This is a genomic window from Paenibacillus sp. FSL H8-0048, from assembly GCF_038002825.1.
Classification (GTDB): domain Bacteria; phylum Bacillota; class Bacilli; order Paenibacillales; family Paenibacillaceae; genus Paenibacillus_AQ.
Genome location: NZ_JBBODF010000001.1, coordinates 2,589,805 through 2,612,452, shown reverse-complemented (window position 1 = coordinate 2,612,452; position 22,648 = coordinate 2,589,805). Strand labels below are relative to the sequence as shown.

The window sequence follows — 22,648 nt, the reverse complement described above, 5'->3', positions numbered from 1 at the left end:
GGGATGCCCGTTTACACAAGGGCATTTCTTTTTTTTGCGTGCTAAAAAAGGAGATGTTTTGGGGCCCCCGCAAAGTACCTGAGTAAGCACCTACGCTGAAGCTCCATTTTGTGGGGTTATTTTGTGCCAAATGGCTTATGCAATTCGACAAAAAAATATGAGTATTGAAGCAATTTGCAAATAATGCTAAGAAAAATGAGACTTTGTGCCGATATAAAGGGCAGGTAACGCTTACATATATCTTCCAATCTAGGCGATAGGCAGGTGATGGTTATGGGAGCTCCCAATCCGGACAACAAGACAGATAAACCGAAGGAGAGTAGGATAAAAGTGGCGAAAAACAGTAAAAAGCCAAAGAGCACACAAAAGGCTAAGGCCCAGAAGACAGAAGCTTCACAGACAACTAGCAACACGGCAGAGAAGAGAAATTACAGGACAGTATTGAACGGCTCGCTACGCCAGGTGAAGAGGGTGAACCCGACCAAATCCGTTGGGGTGAAGCTGTTCCTGATCTTCTTATCCTCTATCGTGGTAGTGGTCCTGTTCTTAGGACTTCTGTCTTACAACAAAGCGAAGAATACAATTAAAGAGAATGTGTCCGAAGCCAACCGGCAGACGATTATTCAGACCTCAGAGAAGCTGGATATTACCTTGAAGCAGTATGAGAGTCTCGCGCTTCAGTTATATTTTGATACACAGATGCAGGCGAATCTGACAGAGCTGTCTTCGGCGAAGAGCAGTTATGATAAGTTCGTGGCTACCGATGCGATCAGCAAGAAGCTGTCCAGCCAGACTACGACAGATGCTAATATCGTCGCCATATCGCTCATTCCGGAGGACCCTGAGATGGGGATCGTTTCCAGCGGAAGCACCGGTCTCGCGGGTGATGATGTGAGAGCTCAGGAATGGTACAAGACCGTGGTCAAGAATTCAAGCTCTTATGAGCCTTATTATACGTCAGAAGCCAAATCCGCCCAGAACTACTGGTTCCCTACCGCCGTTGAAGGCAGCGGCGGCAAGAACCTGGCCATGGTTAGAACACTTAAGAATCTGGGCTCCAATGCCTCTTATGTAGTCATGCTGGAGCTTAAGAGCACCCTCCTGGAAGAAGCCTTCAAGAGTGTGCAGCTTGGGGATGGCTCGCGGATTCAACTGGTTGCCCCGGATGGAATCGTAGTGGCATCCTCGCAGCCCGAACAGGACGGCAAAGCCACCGTACTGAATTTCATCAAGGACAGCAAGGTGAACAATGACAGCACGGAAGCGAAGGATGAGAACGGCAAGAATATCCTTGCTGTATACAACCCGATGCAGAAGGCAGACTGGAAGCTTGCCGGTGTAGTTCCTACCGGACAACTGGTTCAAGCTGCTACGCCGATTCTGTTTACCACGTTCCTTGCTGCGGGAGCGGCAGCCGTGCTTGCTATGATTGTCGGCTTCTGGATGGTTCAGTTGATCGCCAAGCCGCTGGCACGCTTGAAGGACCTGATGCTGGAGGGAGCCGAAGGCAACCTGAGTGTCCGTACCCAGTATGTCTCTAAGGATGAGATCGGCCAGCTGTCGGCCTCCTTCAATATGATGATGGGCAAGATTACTGAGCTGGTGGCCCAGACTACAGATACAGCCCGCGAAGTCCTTGAGACTGCGGGTGAGCTGGGGGATGCCTCGCGCAAGACGGCGATCTCCGCCAAGGAAATCGCTGCGGCCACGGAAGAGATTGCCGGCGGTGCCGGAAGTCTGGCCCAGGAAGCCGAGCGCGGCAATGAGCTGACAGACTTGATCGCAACGCAGATGCAGAGTGTCATTGCAGCTAACTCTGAGATGGATCAGGCAGCGCGTGCAGTTGGGGAAGCCAGCGGACAGGGTGCTGTACAGCTGGAATCGCTGCTGGATCAGACCGGACGTACAGGTGAAATGACCTCTGCTCTGGTGGATAGAGTCAATAATCTCAAGGAAACGGTATATTCCGTAATCAAGGTGCTGGATGTGATGAAGAATATTACCCAGCAGACGAACATTTTGTCTCTGAATGCAACGATTGAAGCAGCGAGAGCAGGCGAAGCTGGCCGTGGCTTCATGGTAGTCGCAGGGGAGGTCCGGGAGCTTGCCGACCAATCCAAGCAATCCATTGCTCTGGTCGCCGGAATTACAGATAAGATCGTAGCTGAGATGGATGAGACGGTTGCTGTCCTGTCTGAGGTGGCTCCGCTGTTCAAGGAGCAGATGGTATCCGTGAAGAGTACCAGTGAAATCTTCGTGTCCGTTAAGGGTCAAATGGAGGACTTTATTACAAGTCTGGAGTCTGTAACAGGAGCCATCGACAGTCTGAACCATTCACAGGGTGTGCTTTCCGATGCTATGGGGAATGTAAGTGCGGTGGCGCAGCAATCCTCGGCAACCTCAGAAGAGGTTGCCTCCCTCAGCAGTGAGCAGCAGAATGTCAGTGACCATCTCGTAGCCTTGTCGAACAAGCTGCAAGGGGCTTCTACCCAACTGGAAAGCAAGCTGTCGCTGTTTACGATCAAATAATATTTAGAGCTGTTCTGATTTCAGGGCGTCACGCAAGCCGCATTCGGCTGCGTGATGCCCTTTTTAGTTGATGTATAGGAATGCTGCGCCGAGGGATATGCCCCATGTTTCACAGCCAGTACCATTTTTTAAGGAATCCTGCACGAATTGCAACAATGCTGCCCCGTAGAAGCGGTCTATGCTAAAATCCTGCACGAATTGCAACAAATCCTACGCTAACTTGCTCAAAACGTCGGAATTTGTGCAAATAATGCAACAATTGGAGCTTAGCCAGTACTATTATTTAAGGAATCCTGCAAATAATGCAACAATACTGCTCCTTACAAGTTATCATAACGATCCAGTTCAATCTTAATAACTGAATGAGTATCCACAAGGAAGCTGATTATATCCTCACCCTGGTCAGGTGTCCAAGATAAAACGTGTGCTGTTTTCATAGCCGGAAATGTTTCTCTAATAATGTTTAAGAACCTACGCCTGGATATATCATTGAACAAATGAAATTTCGAGGTTTTTAATTCTTCTCTATATGCTTTTTCAGTTAAAGTTCCCTTAAGTTTCATACCCTTCCTACTTTCCAGAGAAGCCGAACCATTAGCGAATACGGCTATTTTTATATTACCTTTTTAATTCAAGGAAGCCACCAAACTATCCTTCCTTGTACATCCTCAAGCGAATGCGTATAATAGTTTTGTTAGGGTTTTGTTATTGTTGTTTGCTGAATTAGTTATGTATCCTGAACCAGGGAGAAGGCAGAGTGAGAGCAGCACGGAGTTACAACTGGTGGTCTTATATCGTGGATATGTCGATGGAGCGCAAGCTTTTCCTGGTCTTTCTGGTCATTATTACGCTCCCGCTGTCTTTCATCAGTGTGATCAGCTTCAAGAGCTATTCGGAATCCATCCAGGCGAACACGATCGCCTATTCCGAAAAGCTGATTGATCAAATGATGGATTCCATCGATGTTTACATAGAAGATATGAAACGGATGTCCTCAATGCCTGCCTACGTCAATGAAATTAAGCAGAACCTCATCCGCTCGAACCGCTATTATGAGCAAAAGCAGATGATGGAAGGCAAGCAGGACACGGCTCAGGTGGCTCCCGGCGATTTGGATCTCCTGCTGTCTATTCAGCGGGGCATCGAAGAGAATATTTCATTTATTAACAATATTAAGCGGGGGACCAATTCGGTCTATATTTTTGATGCCTACGGGAATGGCTATTATTCTGCCAAGGATGGGGGCGTCCGGCTGGATCTGCAGCAGAGCTACAGGTTCTGGAGCGGGCAGGTAAAGGGCTCCGGCGGGGAAGCGATCCTTCTGGGAACACAGGCATATACAAGCAATTTGCAGAGTACCCGATATGCCTTTACGGTGGTGCGTCCCATTCTGGACGGGCTGTGGAAGCCAGCCGGCCTGATCGCGGTGGAGGCTAATTTCAGTAATCTGGAGAATCAGGTGGCGGAGCTGGACAAGGTGACCCGGGGGAAATCTATCCTCGTGGATCAGTCAGGCAAAGTCATCTATGACAGTGAGCAGAAGCTGCTGACTGCGGATATTTCCCGCTCCTCCTTATTCCGGGCTGCGGCAGGGAGCTCAGGGAGCTTTTATGACACCGTATCCGGCAAGGACCGGCTTAATATCTATTCAAGCTCAACCAAGACGAACTGGAAGGTGATTATTTCCATACCGGTGGATGAATTGACCCGTGGAGTGAAGCTGACCCGTAATGCGACTATAGGCGCTACTCTAATCATCATTGTACTGGCCCTGATCATCTCGCTCATTCTGTCATTTGCCCTGACCAAGCCGCTGACCCAAATGATTCAGCTGATGAAAAAAGTGCAGGGCGGCGATCTCGATGTGACCTTCCGCATTAAACGCCGTGATGAGATTGGTCTTCTGGGGCATCAATTCAACCGTATGCTGGCCCGCATTCGTCAACTGATCCAGGATATTTACCAGATTGAGGAACAGAAGAAGGAGGCGGAGCTGCAGGCGCTTCAGAGCCAGATCAATCCGCATTTTATCTACAATACGCTTGAAACGATCCGGATGACCGCAGAGATTAATGATGATGTGGAGGCCGCTGACATGATCTCCATCCTGGGGAAGCTGCTCCGCTACAGCACCAGTGACCTGACCGGCTGGGCAACGATGAAGCAGGAGCTGCTATATGTACGCAACTATGTGGAGCTGCTGGGCAGCCGGTATCCCGGCAGATTTGAGCTGATGATTGATGTTCCCGAGGCGCTTGACAACTACTCCATGATTAAGCTGGTTTTTCAGCCGATTATTGAGAATGCTGCGTATCACGGGCTGGACGATACCAAGTCCCGGATGCATCTGAGCATCAAATGTGAGTATACAGAACAGAGGCTGCTGTTCCATATCCGTGATGACGGCTGCGGAATGGATCAGGTTACGCTGGATAAGCTGAGGGAAAGACTCCGGCACGGGGCCCCTCCGAAGAGGAGCATCAATGGAGGAATTGGCATGGCAAATGTGCACCAGCGCCTTCAGCTTCATTACGGCCCGGCCTATGGGATTGAGGTGTTCAGCAAGCCTGGCGGGGGTACGGATGTAATCTTGTCATTGCCGCTGCCGGGAAATACTCCCGTAATTGAAGGGGAGACCCCTTGAGGAGGAATGGGCTTGAAACGGATGATTGTACGCTTTCCGGTGTATGCTGGGCTGCTACTGATGCTGCTAGTGCTGGCAAGCGGCTGTAACACCTGGAGCAGTGGAGGGCCTGCCCCGGTCCCGGCAGCCTCGGCCGTAGATGAAGCGCCTTCTGAGCTGTCCGGTACGATCGTGATGCTGACGAACCGGATTGACCTGATTGAGAATGGAACATTTAAGGGCTATGCCGAGGAATTCAGGAAGCGGTATCCTGAAGCCCATGTGGAATTTGAGGGGCTGTCCAGCTATGCCACGGATATTCTGGTCCGCTTGTCCACCAAGGATACTGGGGATGTCCTGTTGCTTCCGGTCAATCTGCCTGCAAAGGAGCTGGAGCTTTTCTTCGAGCCGCTTAGTGAGGAATTGGCGGCGCAGGAGCGGTTCACAACCTTTGCCACCTTTGGCGGCAAGCGTTACGGGCTGTCTACAGGCAACACCACGAGTGGAATTGTATACAACAAGAAGGCTTTTGAGCGGGCGGGAATTGAACAGGTGCCGCAGACGCTTGATGAATTCTATGCAGCCTGTGCCAAGCTGAAGCAGGCGGGCATCATCCCGCTGTATATGAATTACGGGGCTGTCTGGCCGCTGCGGGAGTGGGGCAATAATCTGGTTAATTATATGACGGGGAACCCCGATTATTTGAATGATATGGTTCATGAGGATAGTCCCTGGCAGATCGGTAACGAATGGGGACGGGCTCTGGGGATTGCCAGAATGATGATGGCCAAGGGTTATGTCGAGGAGCAGTTATTCTCCAACAGCTGGGAGATTTCCAAATCCAGCCTGGCCAAGGGAGAAGCAGGCATGTATTTGCAGGGGAACTGGACCATCCGGCAGATTATTGATGCAGGCGCTTCGCCGGAGGATATAGGCTTCTTTCCCTTTCCATATGACAACGGTACGGCCCATTATGCCGCACTCAATCCCGACTGGTTCATGGGGGTTAGCAGATTCAGCCGCCATAAAGAGCTTGCGATGGCTTGGCTTCAGTATTTCATCACAGAAACTTCGTATGCGAAAGATTGGGGGTTTCTTCCGGCGAAGGGTTCGGACGAACCCGCTTTACAGCAATATAGTGAGTTCCTCTCCCATCATCCGAAGCTGATTGAGGCTACGGTGCAGACGGATGCGTTCATTGATCTGGCGAACCGGACGAAGCTGAGCTTCTGGTCGGGCGATTATATTCAGGATGTGCTCGCCGCACCGGATCTGCAGAAGTCCTTTGACCAGTTGAATGCAAAATGGAAGGAAGCACGTGTGAGTCAGCAGACTGCTCCGTAACCACCGGACTCTGCACACTAAGCAAGATCAAATTCTGGAGGTATTGTTGTGGCCAAAAAAGTAACGATGCAAAAAATAGCCGATCATCTTGGGGTTTCCAAGTTCGTCGTATCCAAATCGCTCTCCGGCAAGGAGGGGGTTAATGAGACCACCCGGGAACGGGTGATTCAAGCTGCTTCTCAGCTGGGATATTTCACCCAAAAAAACGCCTATGTACAAAGTCCGAAGCGCCGTTCGCTGACAGGAGAGCAAGACCGTAATAAGCAATCCGTGCTGGTGCTGATGCCCAATATCCGTTCTCAGACTCAAGATTCACTATATTGGGGCAAAATCGTCGATGGCATTGCGCTGGCTCTGGATCAGGAGGGGCTGGGCATGGTGATTATTTCAGAGCACCGGGCTGATAATTTTGCTAATGTGCTTAATCCGGACGGTTTGCTTGGTCTGATCGGAGTAGGGCAAATCTCCACCTCACTGCTGCTCGAAGTGCACCGGACCCTGCTTCCGCTGGTCATGATCGATCATGAGGATGCTTTAATTCCATGTGATACTGTATTTGCGAATAACATCGATTCCATGACCCGGCTCGTCAATCATCTGATAGGCACCGGACACACTCTATTTCACTTTATCGGCAATATCCGTTACTCCCGCAGCTTCCGTGACCGCTGGATCGGGTTCCGCAGCGCCTTGGAGGAGAATCATCTGAAGGTCCCGGCCATAGGTGATGAACTGCTGCTGGAGGGAATGGATGACCAAATGCTCCGCGATGAATTCAGACGCTGGGTAGCCACCCGTAAAGAGTCGGATACCCTGCCTACGGCCATTGTGTGTGCGAACGACTTTACAGCCCTTGATGTCAGTGAATTGCTGCGGGAAGCCGGGCTTAGTATTCCCGCTGATCTTTCGGTCACAGGCTTTGACAATATCGAGGATTCCCTGCGTGGAGTTACGCCGCTTACAACCGTTCATGTGCCTAAGGAAGCTATGGGCCGTGCTGCTGTCGAGAAGCTGCTGAACCGTATCCAGAATCCCGCTGCACCACTGGAGAAAATTCTGATCTCCGCAGATATCGTCCACCGGGACTCTGTAGGGAAGCCGCGGGGTTGAAGCAACAAAATAAACCCTTAAAGCTTTAGCTTCGATGATGACCCCAAACATATAAATTCTTTCAAAAAGAAACGGTACCGTCCTCTAAAAGGACAGTACCGTTTCCGCTTCTTTTGCATTATTTCACCCGTAAATTCCGGTCGATCAAAGCGATGCGCTGCTGTACGCAAGCATAGGAACGAAGCGGATCTTCAGGAGTATTCATGACATAATCGAGCAGTTGGTCTACAGTGGTGGCAGCTACATGGATACGGGTATCGGAGGAGGCATAATAGATAAAGACCTCGCCGTTGTCACGGGCAATGACGCCGTTGCAGAAGACAACATTGGATACATCGCCGACGCGCTCTTCGCCGTCTGGAGCAATGAAATGTCCGCCTGGAGCATGAGTCACACGGTTAGGCTCGGCAAGGTCAGACAAGAAGGCATACAGCACATAGCGCAGGCCGGCAGCCGTACCCCGGACGCCATGGGCGATGTGCAGCCAGCCGAGCGGTGTTTTGATCGGAGCCGGGCCTTGGCCGTTCTTCACTTCTTTGATGGTATGGTAGTAGCGCTGGTCTATAATCGTCTCACGGGTGATAACGGCGTTCTCAATCTGTTCCGATAAGCCCCACCCGATGCCGCCGCCCGAACCGGCGTCGATGAACCCGTCCTGCGGGCGCGTATAGAAGGCATACTTGCCGTCAACGAATTCTGGATGCAGGACCACGTTACGCTGTTGGGCGGAGCCGGTCTTAAGATCGGCGAGACGCTCCCAGGTCTTGAGATCCTTGGTACGGGCAATGCCGCACTGCGCAACAGCGCTGGACAAATCGCCAGGGGGAGCGTCCGGGTCCTTGCGTTCGGTGCAGAACAGGCCGTAGATCCAGCCATCCTCATGCTGTACCAGGCGCATGTCATAGACGTTGATATCCGGGTCTGCGGTCTCAGGCAGCACTACGGGGTGATCCCAGAAGCGGAAGCCGTCCACACCGCTGCTGCTCTCGGCTACAGCGAAGAAGGATTTGCGGTCATGGCCTTCCACCCGGGCAACGATGTAGAATTTGCCGTTCAGTTCAATGGCTCCGGGATTGAATACGCCGTTCACTCCGATTCTCTCTGCGAAATACGGGTTGCTCTCCTCATTGAAGTCGTAACGCCAGATCAGGGGAGCGTGCTCCGCAGTGAGCAGGGGATACTTGTAGCGGTCATAAATACCGTTGCCGTAAGGCAGCTTCTCATTGGTGCGTCCAATCAGGGCTTCATAACGTTCAGTCAATGCCTGCTTGCGTTGTTCAAAAATGGTACTCATTGTATAGTCTCCTTTATATCTGATGGTTCGCCAAGCCGTCTAATCATCTCGAAGCAGGCCCGGCTGTTGTGATAAGGGCATTTCCAGGCGCTGACCTTCGGTGCATGGGCCAGAGGCTGCAGGGATTCATCCACTCCCCAGTGCCATTCGCCCAGCTGGTGATCAATAATAAAGTTCTCTGTGAAGCTCCATGAGCTCTCAGCGGCTTTCAGGAAACGCAAATCTCCGGTTAACTGATATGCATTGTAGAATCCGACCATGGCTTCAGCCTGCGGCCACCAGTCTCTGGATTCGCGGGCTTTGTCAATGAAGCCGCTAAGATCTGCCTCATTCCAGATTCCTCCATCCGGCGCTACCCCCTCAGTCAGTGCAGCTTCGGCCATCGACAGGGATACCTTGCGCACGCGTTCAAGCAGGGCCTCGTCCCCAAGTACTTCCGCAGCTTCATAGAGCAGCCAGCTTCCCTCAATGTCATGGCCGAAGGAGATATGCTCTGACTTCACCTGCCACTCTTCATCCATGAACAAATGGAAGTGCTTGCCGTCCGAATCCAGGATATGCTCCAGCATGGTTTCGATCAGCTCAGCGAGCTTGCTTCGGAGTGTCTCTGACTTCCATACCCGGTACAAGCCGGTGTACCCTTCCAGTACATGCAGATGTGTATTCATGGATTTTTTCTCATTCATATCCTTCGCGCTGAGACTTAGAGCATCGGTCATCTCCCACTCCCGCGATAAGGCTTCAATATACCCTTTGTGAAGAGGGTCATAACCGTACTTCTCAATCAAATCGAACAATTGGGTGGCTTGGCGCAGGACATCGTCCCGGCCGGTGGCATGATGGTACTCGGCCAAGGCATAGATGACAAAGGCGAGTCCATAGATTTGTTTCTTGGGCTGGGAAGCAGCTCCGTGTTCATCTACCATCCAGAAGAAGCCGCCGAACTGGGAATCTGTAAAATTCTGAATAAGGTAATCATAGGCACGGTCGGCCATAGCCAGATAATCTGCGGTTCCGTAGACGCTGTAAGCACTTGCAAATGTCCACAGAATCCGTGCATTCAGTACAAGGCCTTTGTCCGCACCGGGTAACACGTGCAGCTGATTGTCCATTTCACCGATAAAGCCGCCATGAGTATCATCCAGGGTATGCTTCATCCAGAAGCCCAGAATATTGTCCTTCAGCTCTGCTTCCAGCCGGGTGCGCCATACTTCAGTTGCATTCTTCATATTTGTACTGTTCACTCCTTAATAGTGCTCGTTGGTATTGGAGTTATTTTTATATTTGTTATTATTATATTAGTATATAATGATAACGATATATAACCATGTTATAACTCTTTTCGGCCGGGAATTCAAGCGGGAACTGGATGAAGTCAATTGAAGACTATAAAAGTGGATAGAGGCACATTTTCTAATGGTTATGCAGAGTCTATAATTGTATTGATAGCGCTATCATCAGAGATGAAACGACGGGGGCGATAGGGTGGTAATCCGGATCATGATTGCGGATGATGAGGAAGTGATCCGCCGCGGGCTGGAGAAGATCGCTTCCAGAATGGATGTGGAGGTCCGGGTAATCGGCTCGTACGGCAACGGGCTTGAGGCCTGGAACCATCTGCAGGAGCTAAGCCTGGAGGAGATTGATCTTCTTATTACAGATATCAAGATGCCGAGAATGGATGGATTCCAGCTGATTGAAGCGGCGAGAGGACATCTTAAGCAGCTGCCTATAGCAGTGCTGAGCGGCTTCAGTGAATTCGACTACGCCCGTAAGGCCATGCGCTTCGGTGTACTTGATTATCTGCTGAAGCCCATTGATAAGGTCCAATTATATGATCTGCTTAGAAGTGTAGAAGCGGCCCGGCAGATGCCTGCGGCTGCTCCCTCCGATGAAGTGCCGCATCAGCCTTCCGAAGGCGGGGAGCATTATGTTGTAGAGCAGATGAGGAGCATTCTTGAACAGGATTACGGTCTTAATTTCGAGCTTGAGCGGCTGGCTGAGGCCGTGGGAATGAATGCAAGTTATATCAGCAGGCTGTTCAAGCAAAAGACAGGGCAGACCCTTACCGACTACTTGATCAGCATCCGCATTGCGGAGGCCAAAAAGATGCTTCTCCATCACCCGGACCTGAAGAATTATGAGATTGCTGACAAAGTCGGCTACAGCGATCCGGTGTACTTCAATAAGCTGTTCAAGAAAATGTGCGGTATGACTCCCAAAGAATATAAAAGCCGGTACAGATCATAAGCTTGCGCTGCACTTTACAGGAAAAGAGCCCATTGGCACTACCATTTCACTTCTTCAGGGAGTGACAGGGTAGTGCTTTTTATTAATTAAGGAAATAAGATTTTTGTCCGATGTGGACCGGACGCGCAGCGTCGGCCGAATGTAATCGAAAAACCGATCACAATTGGACTGGATGTGCTGCGTCGGCGGGATGTAATCGAAAAAACCATCACATTTGGCGATGGTGCAGACATTTTGTTTTTGCTGCCACTATATTTTAAATAACAAAAATAACAAATATAAGACCAGAAAAAGCAATTGAAACCATCGTTTAAAGGAATGGTAAGGTCTATAATTGCAATGAAAGCGATAACAAAAAGGAATTCAAGATGAATGCAGGATAATTTAAATTCTGCGTAGTAGGGAAATGGATTTCTCTGTTATTGTTTTGTTATTATACCGTTCTAAATGAAGAGAGGGGTCAGAAATATGATGAAAAAAACCAAAGCAGTTACCGGGTTGGCAGCGCTGACACTGATGGCCGGTCTATTCTCAGGCTGTTCATCTAACAACAATAATGCCACTAATGCGGCTGCAACCAATGCAGGCGGGAACACAGGCACCGCTGTGGAGGCAACAGCCGCTCCACAGGGAGATGCCGCCAAGGATATCAAAGGTGATATTACGGTTATTACACAGCGGACGGATATTGTGGATACGGTGTTCAAAGACTACGCTGCCAAGTTTAACGAGAAATACCCGAATGTCAAAGTGAATTTTGAAGCCTTGTCGAACTACGAGGATCAGATCAAAATCCGCATGAGCACCAGTGATTACGGAGATGTTCTGCTCCTGCCTACCAGCGTAGCGATCAAAGACCTGCCGGATTTCTTCGAGCCGCTGGGTAAAAAGTCTGACCTGGAGCAGCAATATACTGGCCTGGAAGAGCGGACGGTGGACGGCATTTCTTACGGCATTCCGATTACGGTTAATTTCTCCGGCGTGATCTACAACAAACAGGTCTTCAAGGATGCCGGAGTGACCGAGGTTCCAAGAACCTTCGACCAGTTCTCCGCTGCACTGAAGAGCATCAAGGAGAAGACGGATGCTGTTCCTCTCTACACGAACTATGCTGCGGGCTGGACGCTGACCCAGTGGGAAGCAGATCTGGCGACTGTTGCCGGCGACCGTGAATATGTCAACATCGGACAGGTAGCCTCCGACGATAACTTTGTTCCAGGGAAGCCGCACTATGAGCTCTACAAAGTGATGTACGATGCAGCCAAAGACGGTCTGATTGAAGAGGACCCGACTACAACTGACTGGGAATCCTCCAAGGCAGATCTGGCGAACGGCAAAATCGGTACGATGATGCTTGGCTCCTGGGCTATCGGTCAGATCAAAGGACTGGCAGCGAACCCTGATGATGTAGGCTTCATGCCATTCCCGACCAATGCCGACAAGATTCTGGTTCCGCTGTCTGACGACTATAATCTGGGGGTTAGCATACACAGCAAGAACAAAGAGGCCGCCAGAGCGTGGGTGGACTGGTTCATCAATGAATCCGGTTATCCGACTACAGAAGGCGGAGGCATGAGCCCGGTAAAGGGAGCAGAGCTGCCTGAAATCCTCAAGCAGTTCGCAGGTACAGACATCACCTTCGACACGCTTGCTCCAGCCAAAGCCGGTGAAGAAGGCTGGGTGGATGCCATTGATAAAGAGGCTGAAATCGGCCTGTGGCAGCCGGACTTCAAGAAAGTAATCATTGAAGCAGCAATTGGCAACCGCAAGCAATCCTATGATGACATTATGAAAGAACTGAATGATAAATGGAAAGCAGCCAGAGCCAAAATTGTGACTGGCAAGTAGCATGTGAGCCTGATTGCAGAAGTGAAATAAGAGGGAAGAGAACGGGGAGATGCCGTAAGGCATAATCCCCTTCACTTTTGCATGGATAGAAGCGCATTGAAGAGCAGTAAGTTCTCAGGAGGTGTGGAGAGTGCCCAAATTGTCTAACATGAGCTATAAAAATCAACGGATTCTGATCATCTTTTTATTCTCGCTAGTACCCGTAGTGCTGCTGCTGACGTTCTCCTATTTACCTGTGTTCAAAATGTTTCAGTACAGCTTCACCAGCTGGAACGGGCTAAGCAAAAATATGGAGTATATCGGCTTCGACAACTACAAGACGATCTTCACGAAACCGGAGTACTTCGCCGTGTTCAAGGTCAGCTTGTATTACTTTTTCGCCACCTTTGTCCAGATGGGGCTGGCGCTTTATTTTGCCACGATTCTGAGCTTCAATGTCCGGATGAAGAACTGGTTCAAGGGGATTCTGTTCTTCCCGACCTTGCTGAACGGTGTGGCAATCGGGTTCATCTTCCTGTTCTTCTTCAAGCCGGAAGGCACCCTTAATACCATTCTTGATCTGCTGGGACTTGGGGCGCTACAACAAAAATGGCTGCTGAATCCGCAGCTCATTAATATCTCGCTCGCTTTTGCCTCGGTATGGCGTTACATGGGGATGAACTTCATTATCTTCCTTGGCGCAATCTCCTCGATCGGCAGCGATATCTATGAAGCCTCGGAAATAGACGGTGCGAACCGCTGGCACCAGTTCCGGCATATCATCATTCCAAGCATCAAACGCATCCTGCAGCTCAATCTGATCCTCGCGGTCAGCGGGGCGATCGGTGTGTTTGAAATTCCCTACGTCATGACCGGCGGCTCTAACGGCAGCGGTACTTTTGTCATCCAGACCGTTGATGTGGCCTTCAAATACAGCAAGCTGGGGCTGGCTTCGGCAATGGCTGTGGTCCTGCTTGGTATAGTGGTACTGGTCACCATCCTTCAGCGCATTCTGATCAAGGAGGAGAAATAGAGCGATGCATACCTTCAAATACCACCTGGCCGCTGTGTTCAAATATATCTCCCTGGTGCTGGGCGCGCTTATGGCATTGCTACCGATTGTGGTAGTCTTCTTCGCTTCCCTGAAAACTAATGCCGAGTATGCCTCAACCGGTCCGCTCACCCTGCCGGAGAACTGGCTGAATTTCGCCAACTATTCTAAGGCCTTCGTAGACGGTAATATGCTGCTCGGCTTCATGAACACGATCATTATCGTCCTTATCTCTATTGCAGGCGCTACGCTTACCGGCTCGATGATGGCGTATATTCTGGCCCGCTTCAAATTCAGAGGCAGCAAGGCGCTGATGGGAGCTTTTCTGCTGGCTACGCTGATTCCCGGAGTAACGACGCAAGTGGCAACTTTTCAGATCATCAATGCCCTGGACTTGTTCAACACCCGCTGGGCACCGATTCTGATGTATCTGGGGACCGATATTATCGCTGTCTATATCTTCATGCAGTTCCTGGACTCGATCTCTGAATCGCTTGATGAATCGGCAATGCTGGATGGGGCCTCATACTGGACGATCTACTGGAGAATTATTCTTCCGCTGCTGAGTCCGGCCATTGTGACGGTGATCATCGTGAAGGGCGTCAATATCTACAATGACTTCTACACCCCGTTCCTGTATATGCCCAAAAGCAGCCTGCAGGTCGTGTCCACCGCACTGTTCAAATTCAAAGGACCTTATGGCTCCCAGTGGGAGGTCATCTGTGCCGCGATTATGATCGCTATCATTCCGACGCTGATCGCGTTTGTAGCACTGCAGAAATACATCTATAACGGCTTCGCCCAAGGGTCGGTCAAATAAAACGGCAAGCCGGGGAGCAACACACTACCGCAGCGGCTGCTGCAACTATTATTGGGAGGGATTCTATCTATGAGAGAAGTTAAACTGACTGGCAGCCAGAGTCTGCCGAATATGCCTTGGCAGGGCAGACCTGCCGGGAATGACAATCCGGTCTGGAGACATAGCGATAACCCGGTAATCAAGCGCAATCCGGCCAAAGGGGTCGCCCGTATCTTCAACAGCGCGGTGATCGCTTACGAGGGCAGCTTCCTGGGCGTCTTCCGCGTGGAAGATCACACGACCCGCCCCCATCTGCGGATGGGCCGCAGCGCAGACGGGCTGGATTGGGTCATTGATGAGCAGCCGATCCAGTTCAAGGACGAGGCAGGCCATCCGTATATGCCACGTTATGCGTATGATCCCCGTCTGGTGAAGGTGGAGGATACCTATTACATCATCTGGTGCACGGATTTCTACGGGGCGGCAATCGGCGTTGCCAAGACCCAGGATTTCAAGAGCTTCATCAGTCTGGAGAATCCATTCCTGCCGTTCAACCGCAACGGCGTGCTGTTCCCGAAGAAAATCGGCGGCAATTTCGTTATGCTCTCCCGTCCGAGCGACAGCGGGCATACGCCGTTCGGCGATGTTTTCCTCAGTGAGAGCCCTGACTTCGTGTACTGGGGCAAGCACCGCCATGTCATGACCAAGGGCGGACAAGGCTGGTGGCAGAGCACCAAGATCGGCGGCGGGCCTGCGCCCATTGAGACCTCGGAAGGCTGGCTGATGTTCTACCATGGGGTAACAGGGACCTGCAACGGCCTTGTCTACAGCATGGGCGCTGTGATTCTGGATGCGGATGAGCCTTCCAGAGTGAAATACCGCTCCCGCAACTTCGTGCTGACACCGGAAGAATGGTATGAAGAAAGAGGCTTTGTCAACAACGTGCTATTCCCTTGTGCTGCGCTGTGCGACGCGGATACCGGCCGGATTGCCGTCTATTACGGCGCTGCTGACACCTATGTCGGTGTTGCATACACTACAGTCCAGGACATCGTTAACTACGTCATCGAGACGCATGAAGAGATTGGCGATGATGCGGGTCCCGGCAGAATCTAGAGCTTGCAGAGGAGGTGACTGAGAGTGAACCAAAGATCTCTACCGCAGTTGCTGGATTATCAGGGCAGCAGCCCGAAGCCCGGTGACTTTGATGCTTATTGGGAGCGTGCGCTTCAGGAGCTGGATGACCAGTCACTGGCTTATGAACTTGTACCCGCTGAATTTACCAGTGAGCTGGCAGAATGCTTTCATTTGTATTTTACCGGAGTGGGCGGTGCCAGTGTGCACTGCAAATATGTAAGACCGAAGAAGACGGGAGCAGGCCCAGGCGCCGGAGTTGTAATATTCCACGGCTATTCCTGCGACAGCGGGGACTGGATGGAGAAGGTGGCTTACGCTGCACACGGAATCAGCGTGCTGGCCATGGATTGCCGGGGGCAGGGCGGCTTGTCCGAGGATAATCTGACCGTCCGGGGAACGACTGTCCGCGGCCATATCATCCGGGGCATCGATGATTCCAATCCCGACAAGCTTTATTACCGCAACGTGTTCCTGGATACGGTCCAGACGGCGCGGATTCTGATGACTATGCCGGAGGTGGACCGGGAGCGGGTGGGCGCGTTCGGCTGTTCCCAAGGCGGTGCGCTTACGGTTGCCTGCGCTGCCCTGGAGCCAAGGATCAGGCTTGCCATTCCGGTCTATCCGTTCCTCTCAGATTACAAAGGAGCCTGGGCGCTGAATATTACAACCTCTGCTTATGAGGAGATTAACTATTATTTCCGCTTCTTTGATCCGCATCATCTGCGGGAGGAAGAGATTTTTAACCGGCTAGGTTATATTGACATCCAGCATTTAGCTGGACGTATACAGGGCAGGGTATTATGGGTAACCGGTCTTATCGATACGATCTGTCCGCCATCGACACAATTCGCCGCATACAACAAAATCACAGCCGTAAAAGATCTGTTGGTATATCATGAGTATGGTCATGAATATCTTCCCTATCTTTCTGATCGGACGCTTCAGATGTTCATGACCTTGTAACGGGCTCCTTCCGTGCAAGAATACATAGAATCTGGCGGTGATTTTTTGAGCAAGTCAACAGTTCGCAGTACATCTATTCTTACTCGGCTGCATCCCTTCAAGTCGCTGGGGATGCGGCTCTTTCTGGTGTTTTTCATCGCGACCATGGGAATTGTACTGTCTCTGGGTTATATTTCTTACGCTGTGGCCAGACATACGATTGAAAATAATGCATTGTCCGCTAATCAGCAGACCGTGGAGCAGACGGCAGAGAAGCTGGATGTGATCCTGCTGCGCTATGAAGATAATCTGGGCCAGCTGTTCTACAATGATGATATTCAGCAGGCGGTTGCAATGGAAGGTGCATCTTCCGCAGATTCTGCGAAGCGTATAGAGCTGTCCAAGACGATTAACGTGGAGCTCAATCAATGGCTTACGGCTGTACCCGGGGTGCAGGCAGTGTATCTGGTTCCGCTGAATGAAGTGTTGCCCGCAGCCGGAGCTGGTGAAGTGGATAAAGATTTCCTGGCGGCGATCCGTGATGCAGCATGGTACAAGCAGTTGCAGGAGAAGCCGCAGAGCCAGTGGATTACCGAAGCGTTGAAGCAGGGAGAGGCCGCAGGAGTAGTGCGTTTCGCTAAGTCTGTGGAGCCGGAAGCGGGTCACTCCGGTTATCTGGCAGTCTGCGATATTAAGACTACAGAGCTTGACAGCCAGCTGCGGATGGTTGATCTGGGCCCGGGCTCCTATATCCAGCTGCTGACGTCCACCGATGAGCTGATCGCCTCTTCCCAGCAAGAGGAGACGGACACCTATCTGCGCCTGGGCGGCACTCTGTTCAAGGGCTTAAGTGATACCTCCGGCTCTCTGCCCACGAAGGATGAGAAGGGTAAATCCATTCTTGCAGTCTACGGCACGCTGCATACCTCCGGCTGGAGAATGCTCGGTGTGGTGCCTTCCGGTAATCTGACCAAGGATGCGGGACGCATTCTTAACACGACCTACATCGCAGTGGCCGCCGCTGCCGCTGTTGCCGTGCTTGTAGGACTCTGGATGGTACGGATGGTCTCACGTCCGTTGTCACGGCTGCGGGATCTGATGGTCAAGGGGGCAGACGGGGATCTGCGCGTACGCACCGATGTGCTTACCCGTGATGAGATAGGCCAGCTGTCCGGCTCCTTCAACCTGATGATGGAGCAGATTACAGAGCTGGTCGTCCACACCAATGAGACCGCGCTTGAAGTTACGGAAGCAGCGGAAGCGCTTGGCAATGCTTCGCGGGACACGGCGGTGGCAGCGAAGGATATTGCTGCAGCCACGGAAGAGATTGCCGGCGGTGCAGGCAGTCTCTCACTGGAGGCGGACCGGGGGAATGAGATGACGGCTCAAATCTCGGAGAAGATGGAAGCCGTCATTGCAGTGGCCCATGAGATTGGCGGAACTGCCCACAGTGTGGAGCAAGCCAGTGCAGAAGGGGTAGTCAAGCTGCAGGAGCTGCTGGGCAGAACCCAAGAGACTGGCGACAGGACAGGCAAGCTGGTTCTTAAGGTGAATGAGCTTAAGGATACCGCCTCATCGGTCATACAGGTGCTGGAGGTGATGCAGAGCATCACCCAGCAGACCAATATCCTGTCGCTGAATGCTACTATTGAAGCAGCGCGGGCAGGCGAAGCGGGCAAGGGCTTCACGGTTGTCGCCGGTGAAATCCGCCAGCTGGCGGAGCAGTCCAAGCGTTCCATTGCCGTTGTGGGCGAGATTACGGACCGGATCATGCGGGATATGCATGAGACGGTAGACGCCTTGTCCGAGGTGGCGCCGCTGTTCGGAGAGCAGATGGACTATGTTCAGAACACCAGTGAGATCTTCATTAGTGTACAGGGGCAGATGCATCAGCTGATCACCAGGCTGGATTCGGTCTCCTCTTCGATTGACGGCCTGAACCACTCGCAGCAGGTCTTGTCAGAGACTATAGGCAATGTCAGCTCATTCGCGGAAGAATCCTCGGCCGCTTCTGAAGAGGTAGCTTCCCTGACCGGAGAACAGGAGAATGTAAGCGAATATCTGGTTACCCTCTCCGGTAAGCTGGAGAATGCTTCCTCCAGACTCCGGGAACGATTATCGAAGTTCAACGTGTGAGCCTAACTTAGTTATACCGCCTTTCTATAATGGAGGGCGGTTTTTTTGTATGCGAAAAACCGATCACATTGGGCGGGTCGGGAGTGTGCGGGCTGAATGTAATCGGAAAACCGACTACATTGCGCCGGATGGTGGCGTACGGGCCCAATGTAATCGGAAAACCGACTACATTGCGCCGGATGGTGGCGTATGGGCCGAATGTAATCGAAAAACCGATCACATTGGGCTGGGTGGTGGCGTGCGGGCCAGATGTAATCGAAAAACCGATTACATTGGGCAGTTGCGGGGCGTGTGATATCCACGTTCCGCTGGTTAACGCTGACGCCCGCCAGGATGAAAGCAGACGAAGGAACGCGAAGCGCTGCCAGTACGTGGCATGAGGCATCAGCATCGTTCACCCGTTAAGGTTATTTTGCTGCCTGAGGTGGGTATAATATTAGCCAAGGTTTTTCAGCCCACTTGATGGAGGAATAGCAATTGCACAAGCTGATTCATAAACGTATATTCTGGGGATGCCTGATCCTGTGTATGCTGCTGGCAGGCTTGATAATCAGGCTCGCCTGGGTACAATTGCTGCTCAAGGATAGTGTAGTAAGCGGCACCCGTTACACGGTAGCTCAGATGGCCGAGCTGCAAAGTGAGCGGGAGACCGTGCTGGATAGCGGAAGAGGGCGGCTGTATGCGAAGAACGGGGAGGCGCTGGCCGGAGAGACGGTCTGGACCGCTGCGCTGTTCCCGCCGGAGGAGGAGCTTCACCGGCATCATGGTGCCGGTGAATATAACGATGACCAGCAGCTTCACCGGCTGGCGGAGATTCTTGGCGTCAGCTACAGTCAGCTGCAAGAAAGACGGCTGGGGCTGAAGGAGCCGCTGCTCTGGCCTTCCGGCCAAGGCACCGGTCCGCTGGCTCTGACGCTACCGCAGGCTAGAGAGGTAGAGGCGCTTGCCATCGAAGGCGTCAGGGCGCTGCCTTTTGCCCGCAGATATAACGGGTCTGCCTCCGGCCGCCAGTGGCTCGGTTATCTGTCTGAAGCTTCGGGTGCAGCTATCGCCCAATCCCCCACAGGGCTGAGAATTCCAAGAACCGGCACAGACGGGCTGGAGAAGACGCTGGAGCCGCTCTTGCAGGGTGTGGGGCATACGGAAGCCGTCGCCCAGGTTGATGCACGCGGCAACCGGGTTCCGGGCAGCCCGATCACCATCAAAGCGCCGGGCAACCCCTATTACCCGCTGTCTCTATATACCACCATTAATTTGAAGCTTCAGGAGAGCCTTGAGCAGTTGGCGGCGGAAGCGGGGGTGAAGGAAGGGGCGATTGTGGTTATGGACAGCCGGAGCGGTGATATTGCAGCGATGGTCTCTTTGCCGTTCTACAATCCGGAGCAGGTCTCACCGCAAGGGGGAGAATGGAATAACCGTGCACTGCAAGCGGCAGCTCCAGGCTCTATCTTCAAAATTGTTACAGCTGCTGCCGCACTTGAAGCCGGGCTGACCGCACCGGAGGAGCCCTTCTTTTGTGCAGGAGCGTATGGGAAATACGGATTGTCCTGTCCGCACGGCAAAGAACACGGCGCCCTTTCGCTGAAGCAAGGGTTCGCCGTGTCCTGTAATACTGTATTTGCTACGCTGGCCGAGCGGCTGAGCGGTGTGAAGCTCCAGGCTACCGCGCTTGCCCTGGGACTGGGCCGCAGTATCGGGTGGCAGGCGGAGAATACGCTCGGCCTGCCACTTCTCCGGCCGCTGGCCGGGGAGCAGCCGGGAACCATCTTCAGCACGCTCCTGCCGGATGACGGCGGGGCGAGAGTCCAGACGGCAATCGGCCAGCGCGATGTGCGGATCACTCCGCTGCAGGCGGCGAATCTGGTCGTCACGCTGCTGCATGGCGGCGAGGTGAGAGCGCCGCGTATTCTGGAGCGGGTTGCTTTTGCCAATGGGCAGACGCTTAAGGAGCTTCCGGGACATCTGGCGCCAGCGCCGGAGGGCCGGATCTCTCCGGCTACTGCCCGGGTGCTGCTGGGCATGCTGCGCAGCGTAGTCACAGAGGGCACAGGCCGTATGTTGAATTCTTCTGCTTGGCCGCTCGCCGGCAAATCAGGCACGGCCCAGACGCTGGTTCACGGCACGCCGCGCAATAACCAATGGTTCATCGGCTATGGTCCGGTGGACCAGCCGAAATATGCGGTGTCTGTAGCAATAGAGAATGTGGCTCCAGACAGTCCGCAGGCCGCCACCCGCCTGTTCGGTCAGGTGTTCGAGCTGTTGTCGGGTCTGGAAGGCGGATCAACCGGAGCCTGAGGATTTGGACCGGCAGGCTGCGTATCAGGCTCTGCATTCCCGGCCGGACCATTTCCGCTGTTTACGGGAGCACCTGCCGTAGATGTCCCCGAGGCCGCGAAGGGCGAGACGACGAATTCCTCCTGCGGCAGATAGATCCACTGCTGGAGATATCCCTGCTGGAGCAGCTCCTTAAGCAAAATCAGCAGAATCGGCGAGAGAATGAGGCCTGCAATCCCAAACAGGGAAGAGGACAGAATCACGAAGGAGAGCATCAGGAAGGCAGAGGAGACACCGATTGAATTCCCTGTGATTTTGGGCTCCAGCAGCTGTCTTACCACCATTACCACTGCCAGCAAAACGATGAGTCCGATAGCAAGCGACGTATTGCCGACAATGAACAGATAGATGATCCAAGGGATCAGCACCGCAGGTACGCCGAGCAGCGGCAGCAGATCGACCAGTGCGCAGACCAGTGCTATGGTCAGGACATTGCCCGTGCGGAGAATCAGCAGACCGGCAAGAATGATGACGAAGGTGATGCTGATCAGGATCATCTGTGCTTTGATATAAGAACCGATCGCCTTGAACACATTCCCCTGCAGGAAGGCGTAGGCCGTCTTGAACGTCTTCGGCAGCTTCTCGTGGGCAATCCGGCGCCAGTCCTTAATCTCCATACTGAGGAAAAAGGCGAGAATGATCGCAATCCCGAAGTTAGCCATAAAGGAGGAGAAAGAGCCAAGCACCCCGACCATATACTTGAAGAAGGCGACCATCCACTTCGAGAGAATATTGGTGGCATCTGTGAAATAGCCATTTAGCTTATCCGTCACATCGGATGGAAGCGAATCGATTTTGTGCTGAAGATAGGTCGTAGTCTCTGTGAAATGCTGCTGGACCACGTATGTATATTTGGGCAGATTATTCTGGAGGTGAATCGCCTGGGTCGTAATCAGTAGCCCGGCACCGAACAAGACGCCCAGCAGGATGACCAGGAAGAGCACCACTGAGATCGCGGAGGCGAAGGGCTTGGCCATTCCTTTGCGGTTCAGGAAGCGGGCCAGCGGCTCAATCAGCAGAAAGACAAAAAAGGACAGGAACACCGGCGCAGCCAGCTGGTACAATTTGCTGAAGCCGAGCATCACTAAATATACGGTTAGAACAACCAGCCCAATGTCGAAAAAGGTGCGCCAATATTTTTTGTACAGCGGCAGCATAGATTTAAACGACCCCTTTGTGAAGATAATTTTATAACCGGCACTTCAACTCATTGTACACGATTTTAATAAAAAACGTCTATTTCTTTGGCAGCTGTGTTAAACTAGGAGGTGA

16 protein-coding genes are annotated in these 22,648 nt (G+C 52.3%); 13 read left to right on the top strand and 3 right to left on the bottom strand.

What is annotated here, in order from left to right:
* Window positions 1–330: 330 nt before the first annotated feature.
* The 4 genes from NSU18_RS11185 (at window position 331) to NSU18_RS11170 (ending at window position 7,606) form a co-directional block, all read left to right on the top strand.
* The gene (locus NSU18_RS11185; RefSeq protein WP_341149029.1) at window positions 331–2,529 is read left to right on the top strand and encodes a methyl-accepting chemotaxis protein; all 2,199 of its coding nucleotides are present in this window, start codon (window positions 331–333) and stop codon (window positions 2,527–2,529) included.
* A 757-nt stretch (window positions 2,530–3,286) separates the two neighbouring features.
* Entirely contained in the window at window positions 3,287–5,173 is a 1,887-nt protein-coding gene (locus tag NSU18_RS11180; RefSeq protein ID WP_341149028.1) for a cache domain-containing sensor histidine kinase, read from the top strand.
* A gap of 6 nt (window positions 5,174–5,179) precedes the next feature.
* Window positions 5,180–6,496, top strand: a complete 1,317-nt coding sequence (locus NSU18_RS11175; protein WP_445321797.1) for an ABC transporter substrate-binding protein — start codon at window positions 5,180–5,182, stop codon at window positions 6,494–6,496.
* Window positions 6,497–6,544: 48 nt separating this feature from the next.
* Window positions 6,545–7,606, top strand: a complete 1,062-nt coding sequence (locus NSU18_RS11170; RefSeq protein WP_341019745.1) for a LacI family DNA-binding transcriptional regulator — start codon at window positions 6,545–6,547, stop codon at window positions 7,604–7,606.
* Between the two features lie 118 nt (window positions 7,607–7,724).
* Here NSU18_RS11170 and NSU18_RS11165 read toward each other — a convergent pair whose 3' ends face one another.
* Window positions 7,725–8,900 carry a glycoside hydrolase family 130 protein gene (locus tag NSU18_RS11165; RefSeq protein ID WP_341019747.1) on the bottom strand — a complete coding sequence of 392 codons (1,176 nt, stop codon included), beginning with the start codon at window positions 8,898–8,900 and terminating at the stop codon, window positions 7,725–7,727.
* Window positions 8,897–10,129 (bottom strand): AGE family epimerase/isomerase, encoded by a 1,233-nt coding sequence (locus tag NSU18_RS11160; RefSeq protein ID WP_341149027.1) that lies wholly within the window; start codon window positions 10,127–10,129, stop codon window positions 8,897–8,899. Before NSU18_RS11160 ends, NSU18_RS11165 begins: the two co-directional genes overlap by 4 nt.
* 256 nt (window positions 10,130–10,385) lie before the next feature.
* On the opposite strand from NSU18_RS11160, the gene NSU18_RS11155 reads away from it, so the two are divergent.
* The 9 genes from NSU18_RS11155 to NSU18_RS11115 all read left to right on the top strand — a co-directional run bounded on the left by NSU18_RS11155 (window position 10,386) and on the right by NSU18_RS11115 (window position 21,337).
* Entirely contained in the window at window positions 10,386–11,150 is a 765-nt protein-coding gene (locus NSU18_RS11155; protein WP_341149026.1) for a helix-turn-helix domain-containing protein, read from the top strand.
* A 471-nt stretch (window positions 11,151–11,621) separates the two neighbouring features.
* Window positions 11,622–12,998: an ABC transporter substrate-binding protein gene (locus NSU18_RS11150; protein ID WP_341149025.1), complete on the top strand. Its 1,377-nt coding sequence runs from the start codon at window positions 11,622–11,624 to the stop codon at window positions 12,996–12,998.
* Window positions 12,999–13,128: 130 nt separating this feature from the next.
* Window positions 13,129–14,010, top strand: coding sequence for a carbohydrate ABC transporter permease (locus NSU18_RS11145; protein ID WP_036722590.1), 882 nt, complete (start codon window positions 13,129–13,131; stop codon window positions 14,008–14,010).
* A 4-nt stretch (window positions 14,011–14,014) separates the two neighbouring features.
* On the top strand, window positions 14,015–14,848 hold the full coding sequence (locus NSU18_RS11140) for a carbohydrate ABC transporter permease (RefSeq protein WP_341149024.1): 834 nt from the start codon (window positions 14,015–14,017) through the stop codon (window positions 14,846–14,848).
* Between the two features lie 69 nt (window positions 14,849–14,917).
* Window positions 14,918–15,943 (top strand): glycoside hydrolase family 130 protein, encoded by a 1,026-nt coding sequence (locus NSU18_RS11135; RefSeq protein WP_341149023.1) that lies wholly within the window; start codon window positions 14,918–14,920, stop codon window positions 15,941–15,943.
* A gap of 24 nt (window positions 15,944–15,967) precedes the next feature.
* The gene (locus tag NSU18_RS11130; protein WP_341149022.1) at window positions 15,968–16,927 is read left to right on the top strand and encodes an acetylxylan esterase; all 960 of its coding nucleotides are present in this window, start codon (window positions 15,968–15,970) and stop codon (window positions 16,925–16,927) included.
* Window positions 16,928–16,972: 45 nt separating this feature from the next.
* Window positions 16,973–19,042, top strand: a complete 2,070-nt coding sequence (locus tag NSU18_RS11125; protein ID WP_341149021.1) for a methyl-accepting chemotaxis protein — start codon at window positions 16,973–16,975, stop codon at window positions 19,040–19,042.
* Window positions 19,043–19,125: 83 nt separating this feature from the next.
* On the top strand, window positions 19,126–19,422 hold the full coding sequence (locus tag NSU18_RS11120; protein WP_341149020.1) for a hypothetical protein: 297 nt from the start codon (window positions 19,126–19,128) through the stop codon (window positions 19,420–19,422).
* A gap of 97 nt (window positions 19,423–19,519) precedes the next feature.
* Window positions 19,520–21,337 carry a peptidoglycan D,D-transpeptidase FtsI family protein gene (locus NSU18_RS11115; protein ID WP_341149019.1) on the top strand — a complete coding sequence of 606 codons (1,818 nt, stop codon included), beginning with the start codon at window positions 19,520–19,522 and terminating at the stop codon, window positions 21,335–21,337.
* Here the strand turns inward: NSU18_RS11115 and NSU18_RS11110 are convergent.
* A complete protein-coding gene (locus NSU18_RS11110; protein ID WP_341149018.1) occupies window positions 21,286–22,533 on the bottom strand; it encodes an AI-2E family transporter in 1,248 nt (415 codons plus the stop codon). The genes NSU18_RS11115 and NSU18_RS11110 overlap by 52 nt on opposite strands.
* Between the last annotated feature and the right edge of the window lie 115 nt (window positions 22,534–22,648).

Coding starts and splice junctions, on each gene's coding strand:
- NSU18_RS11175 (WP_445321797.1), top strand. CDS start 5,180: ATGGGCTTGAAACGGATGATTGTACGCTTTCCGGTGTATGCTGGGCTG.
- NSU18_RS11165 (WP_341019747.1), bottom strand. CDS start 8,900: ATGAGTACCATTTTTGAACAACGCAAGCAGGCATTGACTGAACGTTAT.
- NSU18_RS11160 (WP_341149027.1), bottom strand. CDS start 10,129: ATGAAGAATGCAACTGAAGTATGGCGCACCCGGCTGGAAGCAGAGCTG.
- NSU18_RS11150 (WP_341149025.1), top strand. CDS start 11,622: ATGAAAAAAACCAAAGCAGTTACCGGGTTGGCAGCGCTGACACTGATG.
- NSU18_RS11140 (WP_341149024.1), top strand. CDS start 14,015: ATGCATACCTTCAAATACCACCTGGCCGCTGTGTTCAAATATATCTCC.
- NSU18_RS11135 (WP_341149023.1), top strand. CDS start 14,918: ATGAGAGAAGTTAAACTGACTGGCAGCCAGAGTCTGCCGAATATGCCT.
- NSU18_RS11110 (WP_341149018.1), bottom strand. CDS start 22,533: ATGCTGCCGCTGTACAAAAAATATTGGCGCACCTTTTTCGACATTGGG.